Genomic DNA, 20,683 nt, shown 5'->3' with positions numbered 1-20,683 from the left:
TATCTCCTAACCGATAGCAATATCTGCATCGATGTATTCGTAAGTACGTTTTCCATTCTTCTTACGTGCTCAAACAAGTAATGTTGAAGAAATTCCAAATTGTCCTATGAACATAACAAGAATAAGCATTAATTGTGAAGCATAATTTAATTTAGAAGTAACTCCTGAAGATAATCCGGTAGTTCCGAATGCACTAGCTACCTCAAAGACTATATTTTGTGCACTAAATGTGACATAATTATCCTCATTTGTTGGTAGTGTAGTTATAACTCCGCCACTAACATCGAATGAAGTGAACAATACCAAACTAGCTATTATTATAAGAATTAAAGCAATAGCAAGTATTTGTGAAGACATATTAACAGTATCTTGATTTATAGCACGTTTAAACATTCTTACACGCGGTATTCCAAATATGACTCTTCAAATTCCCATAATTATTAAAGCAAAAGTTGTGGTTCTAATTCCACCACCTGTTGACGCCGGAGCTGAACCTATAATCATCATAAAAATAAAGACAAAAGTAGAGCCTGGTGTAAAGTTCTTAACATCAACAGTAGCAAATCCAGCACTACGAGTTGAAAACGAAGTAAATAAAGTAGCAAAAGTTTTATCGAATCAATTACCATACATTTCATTTCCTTCATAAATATATGGTTTAAGTTCAGTACTTAAATTAGAAAAATCTTTTCCGTTTTTAAATCACTCAATATATTGCTTATTATATTCGTCAGGTACATAAAATCTATTTCAAATTGAGAATGGATCATTATGAGTTGAAGTTTCAAAAGAGATAGCAATAACAAACCCAACTAAAAATACTAAAACATATGTAACTAAAGAAACTTTAGTGAATAAAGAAAAATTATAAGGTTTTTTCTCATTTCTCATTTTATGTTTAAAGTAACACGCAAAATCATAAATGGTTGGATACCCTAATCCACCAATTACAAGTAGAATAATGAAACAAATCTGTAAAAAGTAGTTCTGATAATAAGGCATTAAACTGAATCCTGAAATAATATCAAAACCAGCATTGTTTATAGCTGAAATAGTATGGAAAATACCAAATTTTAATGATAATGAGAAATTATATTGTGGAGATTGGAAATTATTTCCATCATTTGAGTTCTTTAATAACTCATTAATTCCTGTTGTATTCATCGGACTAGCAAAATAAAAATAAATTGTTAAAGCAATGCTGAATACAAAAATACAAATAAATAAGAATTTTACTGATGAAATTATTATTTGTGCAATCTTGTCAGTATCTGTTCCACCACGTTCACCTTGGACTAATTTCATTTCACCTAGTGATGAGGATTTTTTACCAAAAATAAAATTGATAATAAAGAATTTGAGAGCAAATATCCCTATTCCACCAGACAGAATTAAAATAGCAATTATTGCCTGACCAAAATCATTTCACTGTCTAAATGTAGTAGTTACAACTAGTCCAGTATCGCTAAAAGCTGAAGCTGCAGTAAATAATGATCCTATATAACCCAAATGTTCTTCTTTTGGATTTTGTGCTCAAGGCGAAAATAGTAATAAGCTTGAGATTAAAACTACTAATAAATATACAAATAGTAAATATTTAAGTTTTGAAACATTTGATTTTCATCTTCAAAACTTAACAATGCTTCGTATAAATTTAGAGTCAGCTAATTTACTCTTGAAGTTATACTTCAGTCGTTTCATTACACTCCTTAAATTAAATATCTATCATTTCTATAATATGATTATTATATTAAATTTATATTAAATATAAATTAAATATAATAGCTAGTTACACCATAATAAAAAATCATTTCCGAAGAAATGAAATAAATTATTAAAATGAATTATTTATTTTTAACATTTTGCATTGATTTCATAATTTGTCTAATTTGAGCTTCAGATGCAGTTCTTCCCATTTGTTTAAACATAATACGAATCATTTTTTCATTAATAGGTGGATTTTCTTTTAGTTGTTTTTCAAATGTTTTCTTTGTAAGAAAAAATGCTACCAATGCGGCTGCGATACCAACAAAAATAACAACCCCTATTATCATAAATACAAATCCGATTGTCGGCATTGTGACCATAATTTCAACCTCCTATTATTTGTATTTGATTATATCATATTTTTCTTTATCAAATTCGATTATAAAATTGCTTAATAAATCTCCAGCTGAAAGTAAATCAGAAATACTGCATACTCCTATTGGTGAATGAAGATATCTTTGTGGTAGGGAAATTGTTAATGTAGCAGCTCCTCCACGAGCATATTGCAATTCATGAGCATCTGTACCACCACCCATTGAAACAAATTTATATGCTGGTATATTATGTGCTTTAGCTGTTTGTACAATTAAATTAATTAAACCTGTATCCATTAAATTACCACCATCTATTATTCTTAAAGCAGCACCTTTAAATAATGCTGTAGTCCCCGGAATTGTGCCAATGGTATCATGTGATGACGTTGTATCTAGAGCAATAGCTACATCAGGATTAATTATTGAAACAGAAGTTTTAGCACCACGAGTTCCGACTTCTTCTTGAACTGTTCCAACTAAATATAGATCACAATTTAGTTTTTTCTTGCCAATTGCATTAGCAATATATTCTAAAACAGTAACGCCAGCTCTATTATCCATTGATTTTCCACCAATTAAATCTTCATTATCAAATAAAATTGTTTCTCCTGACATTTGAACTCTATTTCCTATTTCAACACCAGCTTCTAGAGCTTCTTGTTCATTTTTAAATCCAAAATCTGCATATAATTCATCATTTGTAATAGCTTTTGAAACTTTATCTCTTTCCATAATATGAATTGATGTATGACCAAAAACTCCTAAATAAGTCTTTTTATCTGTGATTAATTTTGCTTTAGTTCCGATTACTGTATTCGGTCAGATTCCACCAATTGGGCTTAATAATAATTGACCTGTTTTATCAATTCTTCTAACTATATATCCGACTTCATCCATATGAGCTGCTATCATAACTTTTGGTGCATTTGGAGTACTTGATTTCTTGAAAAATATAATAGAACCCATTTTATCTCTTGACACTTCAAAGCTTGAAGGGATATTTTTTCTTAATTCAGAGGCAACTGGTTCTTCATATCTTGACATTGCTTCAATTTCCATATATTTAATTAATCTTTTCTTGAATTTTGTTTTTTTACTATTTAGCATTTCTATCCTTTTTTAACTCAATATAAGCGATATTGTACTTATTTGAGCATTATTAAAATTAATTTATTTACAATAAATTTTCTCAATTTTAATTTGCAAATTATTGAATGATAATTGGTCAAAATAAAACATTTTTTATCAATGTTTTATTTTGTTTTAACATCTATTTATCAAAATAAAGTAAATTGCAAATTAATATTATTTTTTATATGCTTATTATTATACTATTAAGTTTTTTTAGCTCTTAAAAATAGCAAAAATAATTATTTTATTATTTCTAGATACCGTCTTGCGAAGTAATCATTTTAGAATTTTAGTATATATTTTAGTTTTATTATTTATAATAAAACTATGAAAAAAATCTATCTACATACTAACACTGAATATTCATTTCTAAATTCAACTATCAGGGTTTCAGAATTAATTAATTTAGCTGTTGAAAATAAATTAGAATATTTACCCTTAACTGATATTGATAACATGTATGCATTACAATATTATTGAGAAATGCAATCTAAATATAATATCAAGCCTCTTATCGGAGTGCAAACAACACTTCAAGAAGGATTTGATGTTATTTTATTAGCTAAAAATCATGATGGTTTTGTTTTTTTAACTAACTTGATATATGAAAAAGGTAAAGGTATTATTCCATCTTATTATCAATTAGAGAATGATAATGTTTTTATCATCGATCATGAACTAAACGGATTAAAAGCTAAAAATATTACTGTTGAAAAATATTTATCAAATTTTTATCTTAATAGTAGAACTCCGCTTGAACACCAAAGTGTTTTTGCACCAGCTAAAAAAGTCTTATATACAGACCAAAATGAATTATTACCAATAGTTAATAAAATTGGTGGTAATGAAATAGATAATCATTTTTATACAGATTATATAGATGAAGATGAATTTAATGGTTTAGATGAATTGGTATATCAAAATATGCTTTTTATAGCTGATTCATGTAATGTTGAAATGCCATCAAAAGATATTAAGTTAGCTAAATTCCAAGGTGATGCTAAAAAAGAAATTGGCAAATTAATGAATAATGAAAAAGCTAGAGATTTAGTTTACACATTCGGCGAGGATGTTGTAGCTAAAAGAGTTAGATATGAATTTGATGTGATAGCAAAATTAGGTTTTTTAGATTACTTTTTAATCATCCAAGACATTATTAATTATGCTAAAGCAAATGATATAGCAATAGGACCTGGTCGTGGTTCTGCTTCAGGTTCGCTTATTTCTTATTTATTAGGTATTACAGATATAAATCCACTTGAATTTGAATTACTTTTTGAAAGATTCCTAAATGTAGATAGAGTTTCACTTCCTGATATTGATATTGATATTCAAGATAATAAAAGAGATCAATTATTACAATACATTAAAGATAAATATGGAGAAAATAAAGTAGCTTTGATTACTGTTTTCCAAACATTAGCTCTTAAAAACTCACTTAGAGATATTGGAAGATATTTAGAAATTCCTATTCCTGATATTGATAAGGTATGTAATTCATTAACTAATAATGATCAATCATTAGTTGAAGCATATAAGAATAACGAAAGATATAAAATGCTTGTCGACATCCATCCTAAATTACATTTATATGCAAGTCAAATCGAAGGATTACCAAGACAAGTTGGTATTCATGCTGCTGGAGTAATAATTTGTGATCGCGATATAAAAGAAGTTGTTCCAGTTACTTATAATACAAATACCTTACCACAAGTTCAATTTACATTAAATTATTTAGAAAGATTCGGATTAATTAAAATAGATTTTTTAGGATTAAAAAATTTAACTATTTTACAAGAAATTGAAGCTTTAATCCCACAAGATCAACATTTTGATAACATAGTAGGAAGAAGTTATTCTAAGTTTATTGATGTTGATGTTGCAAAATTACTAAATAATTTACTAACTAACGGAATTTTCCAACTAGAATCACCTGGAATGCAAAATGCAATTAAAGAAGTTGGAATCGATTCGTTTGACGATATATATGCCATAATATCATTATTTAGACCTGGGCCAATGCAATATATTCCTACCTATGGAAGAAACAAGCAAAATCCTATTTCAATTGAAAAATTACATCCTGCATATGATGAAATAGTAAAAAATACTTATGGTATTATCTTATATCAAGAGCAAATTATGCAAATAGCTCAAAAAGTAGCAGGAATGAGTTTTGCTCAAGCCGATTTATTAAGAAGAGCAATTTCTAAAAAAGATGAAAGCAAATTGCATAGTTATAAAAGTGATTTCTTTAAGGGCGGGATTGCAAACGGTATATCTGAAGATTTACTAGAAAAAATTTATTCAAATATAGAAAAATTTGCAGCTTATGGATTTAATAAATCGCATGCTGTGGCATATGCTTTAATTGCATATAAATTAGCTTATTACAAAGTGAAATATCCTCTATTTTTCTACAAAGTTTTAATTTCTAATTCCTGTTCAGATCAGCAAAACATTAAAAAATATGTTTCTGATGCTACATCACAAGGTATTAATGTTTATTCACCTGAAATTAATTATTCAACACAACAAGTAGAAATCATTAATAATGAACTTTACTTACCATTTTTAATGATTAAGGGTGTCGGGTCAGTTGCGGCTGATAAAATCGTTTGTGATAGAGAACAAAATGGAACATATAAAAACTTTATTGAAGCTTATTTAAGATTAAAAAATGTTGCTAAAGTTTCAGAAACTGTTATTGAAAATTTAATTAATTCAAATACATTTAGAGAATTTGGCGGAATAAATACTATTCAAAATGCAAAAGAAAAATATGCCGTTTCATTTAATAAACTTTTTGAAGCATCATATAAAAAATTCAATGATAAAGCTTCATATATCAAACCGTTTATTGATGAACAAGGAATTAATGAAATAGTGCCTGAAATAATCCCAACTAATATAGCTGAAGAAATGAAACTAGAAGCTTCACTTCTGGGCGCTGTTTATAATGCTACAAAAGGTTTAAAATCACAAACAGGATTTAAAGAATTACAAGATGTAACTCAAAGTCCAACCTGAGTTAGATGTTTTATGTCCAAAGTACAAAAAGATGCTAAAGGAAGACCGAGAGTTACTTTAATTGATAATAGTAAAACGGTAATTGCTTTTGGATTTTCTGCAAGAGCTAGTGAAATTTTAAATCACTCTCAATTAAGAGAAATTGTTGCACTTATAAAATTATCTAAAGCAAATTACTATACATTTATAGACTGAAAAGAGGTGGATGAAGATGAATAATAAACCGTTACACTTATTAATTGATGGAAACTTTTTAATGTTTCAATCATTTTATGCAACTTATTATGGAAATCCTAATAATATAATGAGAAATTCAAAGGGAGTTCCAACTAATGGAATTAATTTATTTCTCCATCAATTAATTAAATTATTAGAATGATATCATCCAGATTATTTATATATTGCATTTGACTCAAAAGAAAAAAGTTTTAGACACGAACTATATCAAGACTATAAAGCTGGCCGGGCTAAAGCACCAAATGATTTATTTATTCAATTTGATTTAATTAAACAAATATTAAGCAAATTAGGAATTGTACATCAAGAAGTGCCTGGATTTGAAGCAGATGATTTAATTGCTGCATATTGTAAAAATGTTGCACCTAATGAAGAAAAAATCATTTTTTCAAGAGATAAAGATTTACATCAATTAATTAATGAAAATATTTCAATTGTGCAAAAAGATTCTGATGGAGATTATTCATTACTATCTCTTAATAATTACTTTACATACTATGGATTTATGCCTCGTCAAGTAGTGGATTATAAAGCTCTTGCTGGTGATAATAGTGATAATTTACCTGGAGTAAAAGGTATTGGTGATAAAACTGCAATTAAAATACTTTGCAAATATGGTGATGTTAAAAAATTATATGAATGTGAAGAAATGTGAAGCGAGAATTTAAATAAAAGTGTTATTGAAAAATTAAAAGCCGGAAAAAATGAAGCAATGTTTTGTTTGCAAATGGCAAAATTAAATCCTGATGTAATAGATTTTGATTCTGATAAGGAACGTTATGTAATTGCTCTTGATTTAGAAAATTCACTTGATATTTTAGAAGAGCTAGAACTTCGTTCTGTAATAAATAAATTAAAATTAATATGATAGCAATTGTTGGAAAAATAGCTTCAGGTAAAACAACTTTCTTAAATTATTGTAAAAATTTAGGATACAGTACATTAAATTGTGACCATTTTGTTACGGATTTATATAATCATAATGAAGAATTTATTGCAAAAATAAATGAAAAATATGGTGATTTATTAGTAACTAATAATTATGTTGACAAGAAAAAAATTAAGAACTGAATTTTGCAAGATATTTCAAATTTGGAAAAGATTGAAAAAGAGGTAATTTTTTACATAAAAAAGCACTTATTGTCTAATAAATATGACTTTGTTGAAATACCAATTTTATTTTCAAAAAATGTTGACTTTTCAAATTTTTTTGCTTATATTTTTAATATGCAAATTGAGGAAAAAACAAGGCAAATTTTCTTGAAAAATAAAGGTGTGGATAACTTTGTTTTAAATATCTTAGATAACCAAAATAACTATAATTGAGAGTTAGAAAAAACATTTAATGGTGTAGAGATTGTGAATATCTCATTGGATAAACGTAATAATTTAACTAAAATTAAGAAACTACTAGCAGAATATATTTAAGTTATGTAAAATATGATTGATATCAATAATTTGATAACGATTTAAGGAGATAAAAATGGACTTACAATACTCATATTTTGCAATTGAAAAAAATACCGAAATTACTAATGATGACCTAGTAAATTTCAGAGAATTTTATGGTCCATTTTTAGGTGCCCAACCAATTTTTCTATACCAATATTTATTAGATTTTGTCAGAGATACATCATTTAAAAGATTTACTTATGATTATTTTTCATTAACTGTATTTTTAAGTATGGATTTAGAATCTCTTTCTACAGCTAGACGTCAACTAGAAGCTTGTGGTTTAATCAATACATATGCTGATCATAATAAACAAATCATAATTTTTTCATTACAAAAACCACTTAATGCATTCGGTGTTAAAAATAATCAATTAATTACAGATCTATTAAAAAATCGTATTGGTGTAGAAAACTTCAATAATATGATAATTTCAAAAACAAGAACCACAACATATAAAGATAGTTATAATGTTGAAGATGTTTCAGCAGACTTCTTTACTGAATTCGTTGGACAATATTCAATGAATCAAAATGTTAATGCTAATGCATTCATTAATGATGCAATTAGAATGGGAAAAATTAGAAAAAATCAATTATCTTCGCAAAATAAATTTGATGCTTTTTCAGCAACTAAACTTGAAATCGGAAGAATTCAATATTCAAATGAATATGAAGCAATCTTAAAATTAGATTCATTATCATTTGCACAACAACTAATTAATAGTGAACTTGATTCTAATTATGTTGCTACATTACAACAATGACAAGATAAAGTTCAAGATGATAAGATTATTAACTTAATTTTATTCCTATCATTCTATCATTCTTCAAGACAAGAAGGACGCCCGGTTAGAGAATGATTTAAACAAGCTGGAAGTATGATAAATGAAATAATTCAAATGAATTTAAGTGATTTTAATACTGTTGAAAATTATTTTGATGGAAAAATTAAAAACACATATGATTTAAAGGTATTTCAAAAGAAAGAAATTCTCAAATCAATGTTAAAGTAATTTAGAAGGAGTTTAAAATGAGTTCAATGAATAAAATTAATCCTTCATTTAATTTCTTAAAATTAGACTCTATTAATAAAGAAAATTTGATTGAGGAAATCAAAAAAGAACCATTACTAGCTAAATTATTTAAAAAATTAAAAGTCTCAGATTCTGAAATCTGAGATTACTTTAATTATTTTATTGATTTTAAAACACAAGTACAACATCCAAATCAATCACCTTATTTATTAAATTTTAAAAGAGATGATAATGGAAAATTAATTGTAGAAAAACAATTAGCACATAATGAAAAAGCTGATGCGTTTAGAATATTAAATAACTTAATGTTTCAACATATTTCATCACCTTTTTATGATTTAACCTTAAAAAATTTAGAAATTAATGATAATCTGTATTATGATTTAGCTGGTATTAGAGTAGAAATTTTACAATCACTAGATAAAAAGAAAAAAAGCTTAAAACAATTATATGGTGTTTACTTCCATGGAGCCGCTAATAGCTACAGAGTAAAATATTTATCAGCTTTAGCTAATACTTTTGCTTTAAATGATGTACAAGTAGCTTATATTGATATAAACCAATTAGATGAATGAGCTAGACAATTAATTGGAAATCCGCAAGATATTATTTATTTAGTTAATGAATTATCAAAAGTTCCAGTATTAATAATTGATGAAATAGGACTTAAAAACTATACTGAGTGGTTTTTAGAATCAATTTTTGTAAAAGTTCTGCAAAATAGAGCACAGAATAAATTATTAACTTACTTTGGATCATATTTACCTTTAAATAATCTTGCTAAAAAGATATCTACATATAAAAAAGGTAATGTTATTAATACCATTTCAAAACCTTTAATTGATAAATTAATTTATTTAATAATTGAGCTAACCAAAGTAGAAACCTTTATAGGTATATAGGAGTACTATGCAAAAATTAAAAATTATTTTAGCTGGAACACCAAATTTTTCAGTTCCTATTTTTCAACAAGTTATACAAAACTTTGATGTTTTGGCTATTATTTCTCAACCAGATAAACCTGCTAATCGTGGATATAAATTAGAACCCACTCCATCGAAATTGCTAGCTGAAAAATATAACATACCTCTTTTTCAACCAAATAAAATATCAGAAATATATGGCCAATTATCAAAATTAGATTTCGATATATTGCTAACATGTGCTTTTGGGCAAATGATTCCAGAAAAAGTACTAGCATTACCCAAATTAGGAGCATTAAATGTGCATGGAAGTTTACTTCCTAAATATAGAGGAGCAGCCCCTATACAATATTCATTACTAAATGGAGATAGCAAAACTGGTATTACTTTAATGTATATGGTAAAAGCTATGGATGCTGGTGATATGATCACTAAAGTGGAATTAGATATTCAACCTAGTGATACAGCAGATATTTTATTTGAGAAGTTATCACATTTAGCAGCTAATAATATTGTAGCTTGATTAAATAATTTTGCTAATGGTAAATACATTCCGGTTAAACAAGATGATGCACAAGTTACTTTTTCTCCTAAATTAAATAAGGAAGATGCATTATTATCACCTGAATTAGATATTGATACAGCATTTAATAAAATTAGAGCATTTAGTTCTAATCCAGGAGCATACTACATGCTAAATGGTAAAAGGGTAAAAATTTATTATGCCACTAAAGAGAAAAAACCCAATGGAATTAAATTAGATTTTGCAAACGGTTTTTTATGAGCAATTGATTATCAATTCGAAACTAAAAAACGCGTTAAATTAGTTTAAAAATCATTATTTTACGACAGCAAAATAGCTGTCTTTTTTTATGATTTTTCCTAATATATAAGTTAAAAACATTTATAATTGAAAAGTTATTCAGGGGGCTAAAATGGTATATGACAAAATACAAAATATTGCTAAATATATCAAATCAGATCAATTAAATTCTGAATTAAAAAATATACTAAGCAATATTAATGATTTTAATGAAGGAATTACTATAATTAATGAAAACATTAAAGTTGTTAGACGGAATTTTAGCCCTATATATGAGCAAAACTATGGCGAGCTACACGATGAAACAATTGATATTCATCTATATCACATTGATGATGAAATTATTTATTTTGATAGTGAACCAAATTATAATGAAAATGATGTTTTAAGTAGAAATGAACAAAATGATATATTATACATTAAATCACCAGAATATAAAAATTCAGTAACTTTATCTAAAAATACATTTGCATTATTTTATCCAGGTGAATTACACAAGATAACATTTGCAAATGAAAACTTAAGTAGTAAAGAAAAAATAATAATTAAAGTGAAAGATGTATTTAAATAAGGAGGAAAATATGCATTCAATAAAGAAAATGATTCTAAAACCAGGATTTTATGATAACTGAAACGATGTTCAAGTTGAAGGATGAGTTTCAACTAACAGAGGGAATAAAAAAATTCGTTTTATCGAAGTAAACGATGGTTCTACAGTAAAGAACCTACAAGTTGTTTTTAAAGGTGAACAATTTGATTTTGATGTATTAGATACATTAAAACCAGGTTCAGCTATTATTGTAAAAGGTTCACTTCATGCTACACCTAATGCGCCACAACCAATTGAATTAGTAGCAGAAGAATTAGTCGGATACAAAAAAGTTGATGAAGATTATCCAATTCAAAATCAAGAAATTAATTTAGAAACGCTACGTGAAATTCCACACTTAAGACATAGAACAAACTTATTACGAGCAATTATGTTAGTGCGTTCTACATTAGCACAAGAAATTCACAAATTCTTTATTAATAAAGATTTCTATTTAATGGCTAGTCCTATAATTACAAGCAATGATGGTGAAGGAGCTGGCGAAACATTTTTAGTTTCTGATCCACAATCTGATGACCCATTCTTTGGGAAAAATAAAAAAGCAACTCTAGGAGTTACTGGTCAATTACATGGTGAATCATATGCAGTAGGAATGAAAAAAATATATACTTTTGCTCCTACATTTAGAGCAGAAAAATCAAATACAAAAAGACACTTGGCGGAATTCTGAATGATTGAACCAGAAGTTGCTTTTGCTGATTTATATGATGTAATTGCTCTAGCTGACGATATGCTTAAAGTAGTTATTAGAAATACATTAGCTAAAAATCAAATGGAATTACAATATTTAGATACTGTTACAAATAATGGATTATTAGACAGATTAAACCACTTTATTGAAACACCTTTAAAAATAGTTGATTACAAAGAAGCTATTGCAGAATTGCAAAAAGTTAGAGATATTTTTGAAAACAAAGATATTGAATTTGGACTAGATTTAGGATCAGAACACGAAAAATACTTAACTGAAAAAGTATACAATGCTCCAATTGCTGTTATTAACTTCCCTAAAGATTTCAAAGCATTCTATATGAAACAAAATGATGATGGTAGAACAGTGGCTGCTTTCGACTTACTAGTTCCAGGGGTAGGAGAATTAGTAGGTGGTTCACAACGTGAAAGTGATTATGATAAATTATTAACTAGAGTTAGAGAATTAGGAATTGATGACAAAGATTTAGAATGATATCTAAATTTAAGAAGACACGGTCATATGTTAACATCAGGGTTCGGATTAGGATTTGAAAGATTAGTTATGTATGTAACTGGAACCGAAAATATTAGAGAAGCTATTCCATATCCGAGAACAACTGGAAATATCAAAATGTAATATAAAAGCTCACAACATAATAGTTGTGAGTTTTCTTTTAAAATTGGACTAATGATTTAATTATCTTGAATAAATTAATGTATGTAATTTCATTTTTTACTTCTAAAAAATCAACTATATTTGAATTAAATTCAAATGGGTAATCATTTGATTTACAAATTTTAGAATATATAAATATTAATGCAGATAAATTAGTTTTACTATCACCTATATTAAAATAATAACCATAATTTGTAATTGTATTGATATCTATATTATGTTTATCTGCAAATCACTCAAGCATAAAAATGAATTCATTTTTTATTCTATAAATATTTTGTAAGGTATTTAATAATGCACTTGATGATTGATATTTTTTTAAATTTTGCAACAAATATAATGAATTAGGTATTGTATTTTTGTCAATATTTAGCATTTGACATAATTCATCAAATTCTATGTTCTCTAAATAATTATATGGAGATAACCTATATGCTAATAATTCATAATCAATGTTAACAAATATGCATTCTTTTCATATTTGAAATATTTCATCAATAGTTAGCATTGAAATATTGTCTAAAATATAATTCAAATCTAATAAACAATTCCTTAATTTTGAAATTTTGTTTTGCTGTGTATTTTCTTCACTTAAATTACTAAATAATTGACATATCTTGAATCCGATCATATATTTAGCATCAATAACTTTATAATCATTTATCGTCTTTATCATATTATTGGGAATATTTTTAAATAACATACATTCAAATATATATTTATCATCATAACTATTATTTATTAATAAAGAATCAAAAAATTCATTCTTAGTTTCGTGTTTTATAACATCGAACTTGTTTATTAAAGAATTTCATCGTTTATTTTTTTCAAATATATCACTTCCATATGTATCTAATAAAACATCAACATCATTCGGCACTCTATTTAGCATATTTTGAATGTATAATGCTCCACTGCCTTGAATGATAAATAATTTATTTAAATTATTAAATTTGTTCATTATATTTATTTCATTTAATTTCATAGACTGATTATATATTAATCTAAATCTAAAATTAAATAATGATAGAAAATAAATTTCCATATTTTTTTCTTACAAAATAATTTTGGTTAATTTATAAAAATGTATCAATGATAAAAGGACAACAATCAAAAAATATAATTTCTTTAGCGATAATACTTTATTGCTTATTTTTTGTCTTTTTAATTTTTAACCTGAGTTTCCAAGTTGGAAGCTCTTTTTATTTAATTTTCGACGCCTTTTATACATAGTATAAAACAACAAAAAAATTTTTACTTTTTATATATTCATTACATTCATAAAGTGGTATAATAATTATATGGAAAGCAAAGCTAAGTTACATATAATGAAAAGTAAAAACAAAGACAAAATATATTTATCAGTTTGTAAAACTTTAGGTTTTGGAAAAGGATATAAAAGAATTGTTGGTTTAGGATATTTGGAAGAACTTGAGAAATTAAATCCTAATGCATTGGATATATTAAAGCAAAATGCAAAGGTGATTCCGATTGACTCTGAAAAAGAATATGTAAAAGAACAATTAATTAATTCTTTAAATAATGGATATTTTGAAAATAGATTAGTTAACTATGGCATTCAAAACTTATATTCAATTATAAAAGAATTAGAAATATTTAATTCACTACCTAAAACCAAGCATAAACAGCTAGAACAATTATTGGAATATTTTATTTCCTCAAGAATCATACAAGCTGACAGCATTATTCAGACATTCAATAAAAAGATGATTTCATCAGTGAAATCAAGCTTAAAAAAAAGTAGTTTTTATAATGTTTTAGATTTACTCGATGATTATAAAGTCGACATTTTAAAAAGAGTTAACAAAGTTATTTCTGAAAAGACAAAAAGAGAAATTGAATTAGTATTTTATGATTCATCAACTGTATATTTTGAAACTTTCAAAAGAGATGGTTTAAGATTTCCGGGTTATTCTAAAGATGGAAAAAATCAAAGAGGATTAAGTTGTATTAGGTATGGCAACAGATTCAAATGGTATTCCTATACATTTTTGAGCTTTTCAAAGGTAATACAATGGATGCTTCAACTATGATTCCATTTATCATTAAAATGACTCAAACTTATGATGTTAAAAAATATCACCATCATAGCTGATAGAGGTATGTCTTCAAACAGAAACATCAGATTTTTAGAGCAATTAGGAATTGATTTTATAATTTCATATCGTGCAAAAGCTGGCTCAAATCAATTTAAAGAATATATTTTTAATGAAAGTGATTGAATTGAAAATGGTGAATTTAAATATAAAGAACAAGAATATGCGTCAATGTGAAATAAAAAGAGATTAAATGGACATAAAAGAAGAAGAATTGTAACTTTCAGTGAAAAAGAGCTAAAAAAAGATAAAGCTGACAGAGATGTTTTAATTAATAACTTCATTAAAAAACAAAACAAAAATGGTGTTGTTAAAGGTGAAGATTTAATAGGAATTAAAAAATATAAGTTCTTTAAAACAAATGACTCTATAAATTTTGTTCTTAATTATGAAAAGATTGAACAAGATAAGAAATTTGATGGTATTTATGTATATGAAACTTCAAGAATGGACTTATCACCTGAGGAAATAAAAAATATTTATCATAAACAATGACAAATAGAAGAAAACTTCAGAACATTAAAAGCTCACTTGATGTTAGACCAATTTATGTGTGAAACGATAAACATATTCGAGGACACTTTGTATTATGTTTTTTTAGCTCTAGTAGTTTTAAAATACTCTTTATATAAAGTTAATGAATATTTACATAAATATGGAGTAATTGATAAATTTACAAATAATAGATTAATTGAATCAATAAAATCAGCTGTTATGGTTGAAGAATTGGTAAATAATCAAATTGTTAGAAAAACATTTATAAATAAAAGCTCTGATAATAAATCAGATTATGAAATTGTAAACAAAGCATTAAATAATATTTTATGTATGTAATTTTTATGATTAAAAAATCATACAGCTCTATTTTGTAGGATTGTATGATTTTTAATATTATTTAACTTGGAAACTCAGGTTTAGCGATAATACTTTATTGCTTATTTTTTGTCTTTTTAATTTTTAATTGCTTTGCTATTTAGATATTATTTTATGAATTATTTTTTTAATCAGAAAAAAATGCGGAACAAGAAAAAGAGTTTTTATAAGCATATAATACCTATGAATAGCTTAAATAACAAATGGAGGTAAAAATGTTAATTATTCAACCTGCTGATACAAATGTAGAAGCAAAAGCACAACCACGAACTAATGGAAAGGAACAAAAAGTCATAAATAATAAATTATTGATCGAGAATTTATCTAAAAGCATCGATGAAATGACTGTTTGAGACAGAAGTTTATTATTATACTCTTATGATTTAATAGATACATTAAATCATAATCATGCACTGCAAAATTCCGCATTATATAAAACTATTTCTAATTCATTAGGGAATGATAGAATTAATCCTACAACACGATCATTTGGTGAAAAAGAAATGAATCAAATTCAATCAATTGAGACAATAAAAAATATATTAGAAGGCGTACTCGGAAAAGTTGCATCTAAAAATATGCAAGAATCTGAAAGTAATAAAAAGAAAGCACAAGTTGCTCTTAGTGCTGGAACAGCTACAACAGCTACTGTGTCAGCATTCACATGTTGAATTCCTATCGTAAATATAATAGTTCAACTATAGGTGGAACTTCAACTGCTGCAAGCTATAAAATTTTAACTAATAAGCAAAAATATTATGCAAATTTAGCAAAAGAAATTAATACTCATATTTATGATTTAAATGTGTACATAAGTTCGTTATTATCATCATTCAGTAAATATAATTTAGCTGATGATACTTTAAAAGAAAGTAAAGAATCATATTACCGAAAATTCGCCATTTTAGATAATATAGAAACATCAATCAATAAATTAATTTCAGCATTAAAAGAAAATCTTAAATATTTATCAAATAATAAAGATAAAGAATTACATAACCAAATTATTTCTTTATTAGATGAGTTTAAGAAATCAGTAGCAAATGAAAAAGATTATTTAACAAGTAAGCTCAGTAGTTTTATGTCAAGAAATTCATATGCTAGTTATTAGGAGAAATTATGTTAAATTATTCAGCAGACAGTGAAAATAAATCATACTCATATGATGAAGCTTGAAATATATACAATTCAATAATGAATTTACTTGTTAAATTAGATAATAAAGACTTTAACTATTTGTTTGGATCAAAATTCGCATCAAAAAGGGAAATGTTAAAATCTTTACCAGAATTTATAAAAATATCATCAAGAAGCATCTCAAATGATGATAAAGTTAGTTTATCAATTTTTTAAGTGCTCTTGAAAAATCAGTTGAATTATTACATCGAAGATTAGATTCTAGTTTTAGCAAAATAAATAAATTGACTGAAATAAATCACATCGCTAATACAAATGACATTGCTGCTCAAAATATCATTGGCTTTTTAGGTGCAGTAGATGATGTGGCTGGCCAAGCGACTAAATGATTAAATTGATTTTCATTTATCAAAGATTTAGCTTCTACTAAACAATTAAGTGATAGTTACAAGAAAAATGTTGAACTAGTCGGACATAACATAAATATATTAGTAAATAATATATCTAGAATTTCTTTATATTTATCTGATTACATTATTAAAAATAGATTGTATTCAAATAGTAATAACTCATATCAACAAAATAAAATTTTAAATGTTGTTTTCTTGATTATCGATCAATGCAATTTGTTTGAAAAGAATCTTAAGATAATGAATACTAATAATGAATTAAATGAGCAATTTATCGAACCTTTAATTTCTGATGTTGATAAAACAAAGAATATTTTTATTAAAGAAAAGCAACTTCTTGAAAATAAAATATCTAAAATTTCTGAACTAAATTCTAAAATTGTTAACAAATATTCAGGAGGCTATTAATGGAACAATTCAAGAGTACAAAAAAGACTTTTATAATGTCAATAATATATGCTGTGATATCATTTGCTTATCTCATTGGTTTTTGTGGAATATATTGATTTATAAGCGAATTAAGTGAAAAACCAGTACTTGGAAAAGAATATATTATTTCATCATACACATTATTTATAATTTGAACCTTTATTGTAAGCATTGTGTTTGGGTTTGTTCTAATATATGTAACATTTAACTTTTTTATAAGATTAAATAAGAAAACTAAGAATGATATTGAAAATAGATTTCCTTCAAATATGAATAAATATTGACAATTTGTATATAAATACTTCTATTTAAAACCAAATGTTAGTTCTTATTCTTATACAAATAATCATAATAAAAATAAAAGAAAATTAGCAGTAGGGAGCTTGATAACATTATTTACTATTTTTAATGTTTGTTGTTACATAGCAATTCTTGTTCTAAGATTAGTATTGGTACTTAAATACTCTCCAGAGAATGATTATTCAACTTATTCAATATTCTTTATATGATTTGTTCTTGTTGCTATAGCCGCATATATATCAAATAAAGCATTTGTCTATTTCTTATTGAAATGAAATGATTTAACAGTTAATGATTATAAGAATAGTATTGTAAGATTTATTATTTGAATATTTGGATCAACATTCCCATTTTCTATCTTACAATTACAATTGAGATATGCTAAGAGCAAACAACAAATTACAGAAAAATTTGAATATGAATAAAGTAAAACTTAAATAATATAGACATAGCATTCATTGGTATGTTTATTAATTTAATAAGGAATTAACGATGTAACATATGTGAAAGTTTGAGTATGATTATGAACAATATAATTAACATTATCACACCATTTAATGGTGTGTTTTTTGTACAAAAAAAATCAAGGAAACCTTGATCTCATTAAATTAGTTAACTAATGCAATGACTATTTGTTTTTGTTTACAAATTCATCTAGTCTTGAGTGTTTTCTTGCACCTTTGTTTACGTGGAAAACACCTTTTGAAACTGCTTTAGCAATTGTTTTGTGAGCAAATGCTACTAATTCAGCAGCTTTTGGATCCTTAGCTAATACAGCTTCTCTAGCTTTACGTACAGCTGTTTTAACACGTGATTTCATTGCTGAATTCTTTTTACGTGCTTCTTCCATTTTAGCTATACTTTTAATTTTTGACTTAATGTTTGCCATTATGTCCTCCCTTTTTCTAATATTAATTTATTGAAAAATCTTAATAATTATATAAGGATTTTTATAATATCATAATTTTATTTAGTCCTATTTTTAAGGATTTATTTGTTTTTATAATTATTGATTATAAGTAATATAATTAAATTATGAGACAAGGATTAAAAAAATTTAAATCAGAAACTCAAGGTGCTCGAACTAGAGAAGGTGCTTTAATTGGAGAAAATTTTGTTAGAGATATCTTGGAAGCATTTGGTATAGAAGATTTATCTAAAACACAATTTCAAAAACAATTTTATTACGAAACAATCACCATTAGAACATCTCTAAAACCTGATTTCATAATAAATAACTCATCAACAGGGAAAAATATTTATAAAGGAGTTGATTATTTATTTATCGAATCTAAATTTAAACAAATTAGTGGTTCTGATTGAGAAAAATTAGAATCGAACTTTGGATTTCATGATTGATTTTATAATGAATTATGTAATGTAAAATGTAAAACTATAGTTATATTAACTGGATACTGAAGTATTCTTGAAAGAAAATATCCATTATTTATGAATTACTTTAAATTAAAATATGGAAAAGAAACTATATTTGATTTTGCTTCTCAACCCGAGATAAAAAGATTTGCTAGATTTTTAAATGTAGATTGAACTGATGAATTAGATAAAAAGGTATCAGAGATATACAATAAATATCAACAGATAAAATAGATTATTTTTTGTTATGCGATTCAAAAGTATCAAGAATTTCTTTAAAAACTAAGGGAGGAATATGTGATGTTTCATTAGCCTCACCTATTTGTCTTGTATCAAAATCTCCTTTTGTTTTTAAAATATATTTACCACGAATGAGTTTACCTAAAGTCATCGTGGTTTTTTTCAAGGATGAATGACCTTTATCACCTATTTTATAACCTTTATCAACATATCAACGGCGATAATATTTACCGTCAACCATTTTGACATGACGGGTATCCATTGTTCCACCTAATTTGGCTTTTTCTTTAACTTGATTTATTCAATTATCATAATATTCTTTAGTAACTTCTTCTCATTGTGTTTCATACGTTCTTTCTCTTCGCTGTGTTTTTAAATTCATTTTTATATTTGAATAAAAACCACCTGATTTATTTTGAGGAAAATCATAAGAACCATAGCATGCTATATTTAAATAACCTTTAAGTCCTAAATTCACACTTAAGTATTGGAATAACATTGAGCTATCTGGATTTTCTATATATCAATATTTTGGTTTAAAATGATTAATTAATTTTACAGAATTTATCGCACATTTTTCCCCTAATCTTTTAATAAATAATTGCTTATCTGCTTTTAAATTTTTAGTAAAACCTGATTTTAGCATTTCAAATTCTTCAACACTTCTTTCAATTAATGGAGAATTTTTATCACCACGAATTGATTGTTTTCAGAAACATGTACCTCCACCGGTCATAGATAAAACTTTACTGAATGATTGGCATAATGTAGAGCTAGTAATAATATCAGGTTTTTGTATCTCTTTATTTTTAATTAGTTCGTCAAAAATCTTAGTTATGTTATCTTGACTTAAATCAATATTAATATACTTTTGAAAATCAACATTTAATTGCCCTCTGTAACTTTCTTTGTGAGTATCAACAACATCAAATGTATATACAAAATATTTATCATCATAATTATATTTCTGGATAGCTCTTGTTAAAGAATTACATCCGCCACCAAATAAATCTCATATTATAATCTTGCTCATTTATCTCCTTAATTATAAATAAATTATATAGTATTTTATGTTGTGGTCAAGTGCTATATATTAATATTTATAATTCTT

The 20,683-nt window shown here is 25.8% G+C and carries 21 protein-coding genes; 15 read left to right on the top strand and 6 right to left on the bottom strand.

Annotated elements, in window-relative coordinates; genetic code table 4:
* Window positions 1-6 precede the first annotated feature (6 nt).
* The 3 genes from SAM46_RS01775 to SAM46_RS01765 form a co-directional block, all read right to left on the bottom strand.
* Window positions 7-1,701, bottom strand: coding sequence for a TrkH family potassium uptake protein (locus tag SAM46_RS01775; RefSeq protein ID WP_078746765.1), 1,695 nt, complete (start codon window positions 1,699-1,701; stop codon window positions 7-9).
* A 143-nt stretch (window positions 1,702-1,844) separates the two neighbouring features.
* A complete protein-coding gene (locus SAM46_RS01770) occupies window positions 1,845-2,087 on the bottom strand; it encodes a YneF family protein (RefSeq protein WP_078746764.1) in 243 nt (80 codons plus the stop codon).
* Between the two features lie 15 nt (window positions 2,088-2,102).
* Window positions 2,103-3,188, bottom strand: a complete 1,086-nt coding sequence (locus SAM46_RS01765; RefSeq protein WP_078746763.1) for a M42 family metallopeptidase — start codon at window positions 3,186-3,188, stop codon at window positions 2,103-2,105.
* A 351-nt stretch (window positions 3,189-3,539) separates the two neighbouring features.
* Between SAM46_RS01765 and dnaE the strand changes: the two genes are divergently transcribed.
* The 8 genes from dnaE (at window position 3,540) to asnS (ending at window position 12,653) form a co-directional block, all read left to right on the top strand.
* On the top strand, window positions 3,540-6,461 hold the full coding sequence (gene dnaE, locus SAM46_RS01760) for a DNA polymerase III subunit alpha (protein WP_078746762.1): 2,922 nt from the start codon (window positions 3,540-3,542) through the stop codon (window positions 6,459-6,461).
* Window positions 6,454-7,350 (top strand): 5'-3' exonuclease, encoded by an 897-nt coding sequence (locus SAM46_RS01755; protein WP_078746761.1) that lies wholly within the window; start codon window positions 6,454-6,456, stop codon window positions 7,348-7,350. Before dnaE ends, SAM46_RS01755 begins: the two co-directional genes overlap by 8 nt.
* Complete coding sequence (locus tag SAM46_RS01750) at window positions 7,344-7,907, top strand: dephospho-CoA kinase (protein WP_078746760.1); 564 nt, start codon at window positions 7,344-7,346, stop codon at window positions 7,905-7,907. Before SAM46_RS01755 ends, SAM46_RS01750 begins: the two co-directional genes overlap by 7 nt.
* Window positions 7,908-7,962: 55 nt before the next feature.
* Window positions 7,963-8,946 carry a replication initiation and membrane attachment family protein gene (locus SAM46_RS01745; protein ID WP_078746759.1) on the top strand — a complete coding sequence of 328 codons (984 nt, stop codon included), beginning with the start codon at window positions 7,963-7,965 and terminating at the stop codon, window positions 8,944-8,946.
* 17 nt (window positions 8,947-8,963) lie between these two features.
* Window positions 8,964-9,869, top strand: a complete 906-nt coding sequence (locus SAM46_RS01740; protein ID WP_078746758.1) for a hypothetical protein — start codon at window positions 8,964-8,966, stop codon at window positions 9,867-9,869.
* 7 nt (window positions 9,870-9,876) lie between these two features.
* Complete coding sequence (fmt, locus tag SAM46_RS01735) at window positions 9,877-10,722, top strand: methionyl-tRNA formyltransferase (RefSeq protein WP_078746757.1); 846 nt, start codon at window positions 9,877-9,879, stop codon at window positions 10,720-10,722.
* 103 nt (window positions 10,723-10,825) lie between these two features.
* A complete protein-coding gene (locus SAM46_RS01730) occupies window positions 10,826-11,284 on the top strand; it encodes a YhcH/YjgK/YiaL family protein (protein WP_078746756.1) in 459 nt (152 codons plus the stop codon).
* Window positions 11,285-11,294: 10 nt separating this feature from the next.
* Window positions 11,295-12,653 carry an asparagine--tRNA ligase gene (asnS, locus tag SAM46_RS01725; RefSeq protein WP_078746755.1) on the top strand — a complete coding sequence of 453 codons (1,359 nt, stop codon included), beginning with the start codon at window positions 11,295-11,297 and terminating at the stop codon, window positions 12,651-12,653.
* Between the two features lie 37 nt (window positions 12,654-12,690).
* Here asnS and SAM46_RS01720 read toward each other — a convergent pair whose 3' ends face one another.
* Window positions 12,691-13,677 (bottom strand): hypothetical protein, encoded by a 987-nt coding sequence (locus SAM46_RS01720; RefSeq protein WP_143826093.1) that lies wholly within the window; start codon window positions 13,675-13,677, stop codon window positions 12,691-12,693.
* A gap of 316 nt (window positions 13,678-13,993) precedes the next feature.
* Here SAM46_RS01720 and SAM46_RS01715 point away from each other — a divergent pair, with 316 nt between their 5' ends.
* The 6 genes from SAM46_RS01715 to SAM46_RS01690 all read left to right on the top strand — a co-directional run bounded on the left by SAM46_RS01715 (window position 13,994) and on the right by SAM46_RS01690 (window position 18,383).
* Window positions 13,994-15,643 carry an IS1634 family transposase gene (locus SAM46_RS01715; RefSeq protein ID WP_318635642.1) on the top strand — a complete coding sequence of 550 codons (1,650 nt, stop codon included), beginning with the start codon at window positions 13,994-13,996 and terminating at the stop codon, window positions 15,641-15,643.
* 254 nt (window positions 15,644-15,897) lie between these two features.
* On the top strand, window positions 15,898-16,386 hold the full coding sequence (locus SAM46_RS01710; RefSeq protein ID WP_078747169.1) for a hypothetical protein: 489 nt from the start codon (window positions 15,898-15,900) through the stop codon (window positions 16,384-16,386).
* Window positions 16,347-16,793, top strand: a complete 447-nt coding sequence (locus SAM46_RS01705; protein ID WP_078747168.1) for a hypothetical protein — start codon at window positions 16,347-16,349, stop codon at window positions 16,791-16,793. The genes SAM46_RS01710 and SAM46_RS01705 overlap by 40 nt, the downstream gene beginning before the upstream one ends.
* Window positions 16,794-16,801: 8 nt before the next feature.
* Entirely contained in the window at window positions 16,802-17,035 is a 234-nt protein-coding gene (locus tag SAM46_RS01700; RefSeq protein WP_078747167.1) for a hypothetical protein, read from the top strand.
* Window positions 17,036-17,103: 68 nt separating this feature from the next.
* On the top strand, window positions 17,104-17,637 hold the full coding sequence (locus SAM46_RS01695; protein WP_078747165.1) for a hypothetical protein: 534 nt from the start codon (window positions 17,104-17,106) through the stop codon (window positions 17,635-17,637).
* Window positions 17,637-18,383 (top strand): hypothetical protein, encoded by a 747-nt coding sequence (locus SAM46_RS01690; protein WP_078747163.1) that lies wholly within the window; start codon window positions 17,637-17,639, stop codon window positions 18,381-18,383. The genes SAM46_RS01695 and SAM46_RS01690 overlap by 1 nt, the downstream gene beginning before the upstream one ends.
* Before the next feature lie 203 nt (window positions 18,384-18,586).
* Here the strand turns inward: SAM46_RS01690 and rpsT are convergent, their stop codons facing one another.
* The gene (gene rpsT, locus SAM46_RS01685; RefSeq protein ID WP_078747162.1) at window positions 18,587-18,847 is read right to left on the bottom strand and encodes a 30S ribosomal protein S20; all 261 of its coding nucleotides are present in this window, start codon (window positions 18,845-18,847) and stop codon (window positions 18,587-18,589) included.
* 146 nt (window positions 18,848-18,993) lie between these two features.
* Here rpsT and SAM46_RS01680 point away from each other — a divergent pair, with 146 nt between their 5' ends.
* Complete coding sequence (locus SAM46_RS01680; RefSeq protein ID WP_078747160.1) at window positions 18,994-19,566, top strand: hypothetical protein; 573 nt, start codon at window positions 18,994-18,996, stop codon at window positions 19,564-19,566.
* A gap of 1 nt (window position 19,567) precedes the next feature.
* Here SAM46_RS01680 and SAM46_RS01675 read toward each other — a convergent pair whose 3' ends face one another.
* Entirely contained in the window at window positions 19,568-20,605 is a 1,038-nt protein-coding gene (locus tag SAM46_RS01675; protein ID WP_078747158.1) for a hypothetical protein, read from the bottom strand.
* Window positions 20,606-20,683 lie beyond the last annotated feature (78 nt).

The sequence above is a fragment of the Mycoplasmopsis verecunda genome, assembly GCF_033546915.1.
Taxonomy (GTDB): domain Bacteria; phylum Bacillota_I; class Bacilli_A; order Mycoplasmatales; family Metamycoplasmataceae; genus Mycoplasmopsis; species Mycoplasmopsis verecunda.
The sequence above is the reverse complement of the archived record's forward strand: the minus strand, read 5'-3'. Positions and strand labels throughout refer to the sequence as shown.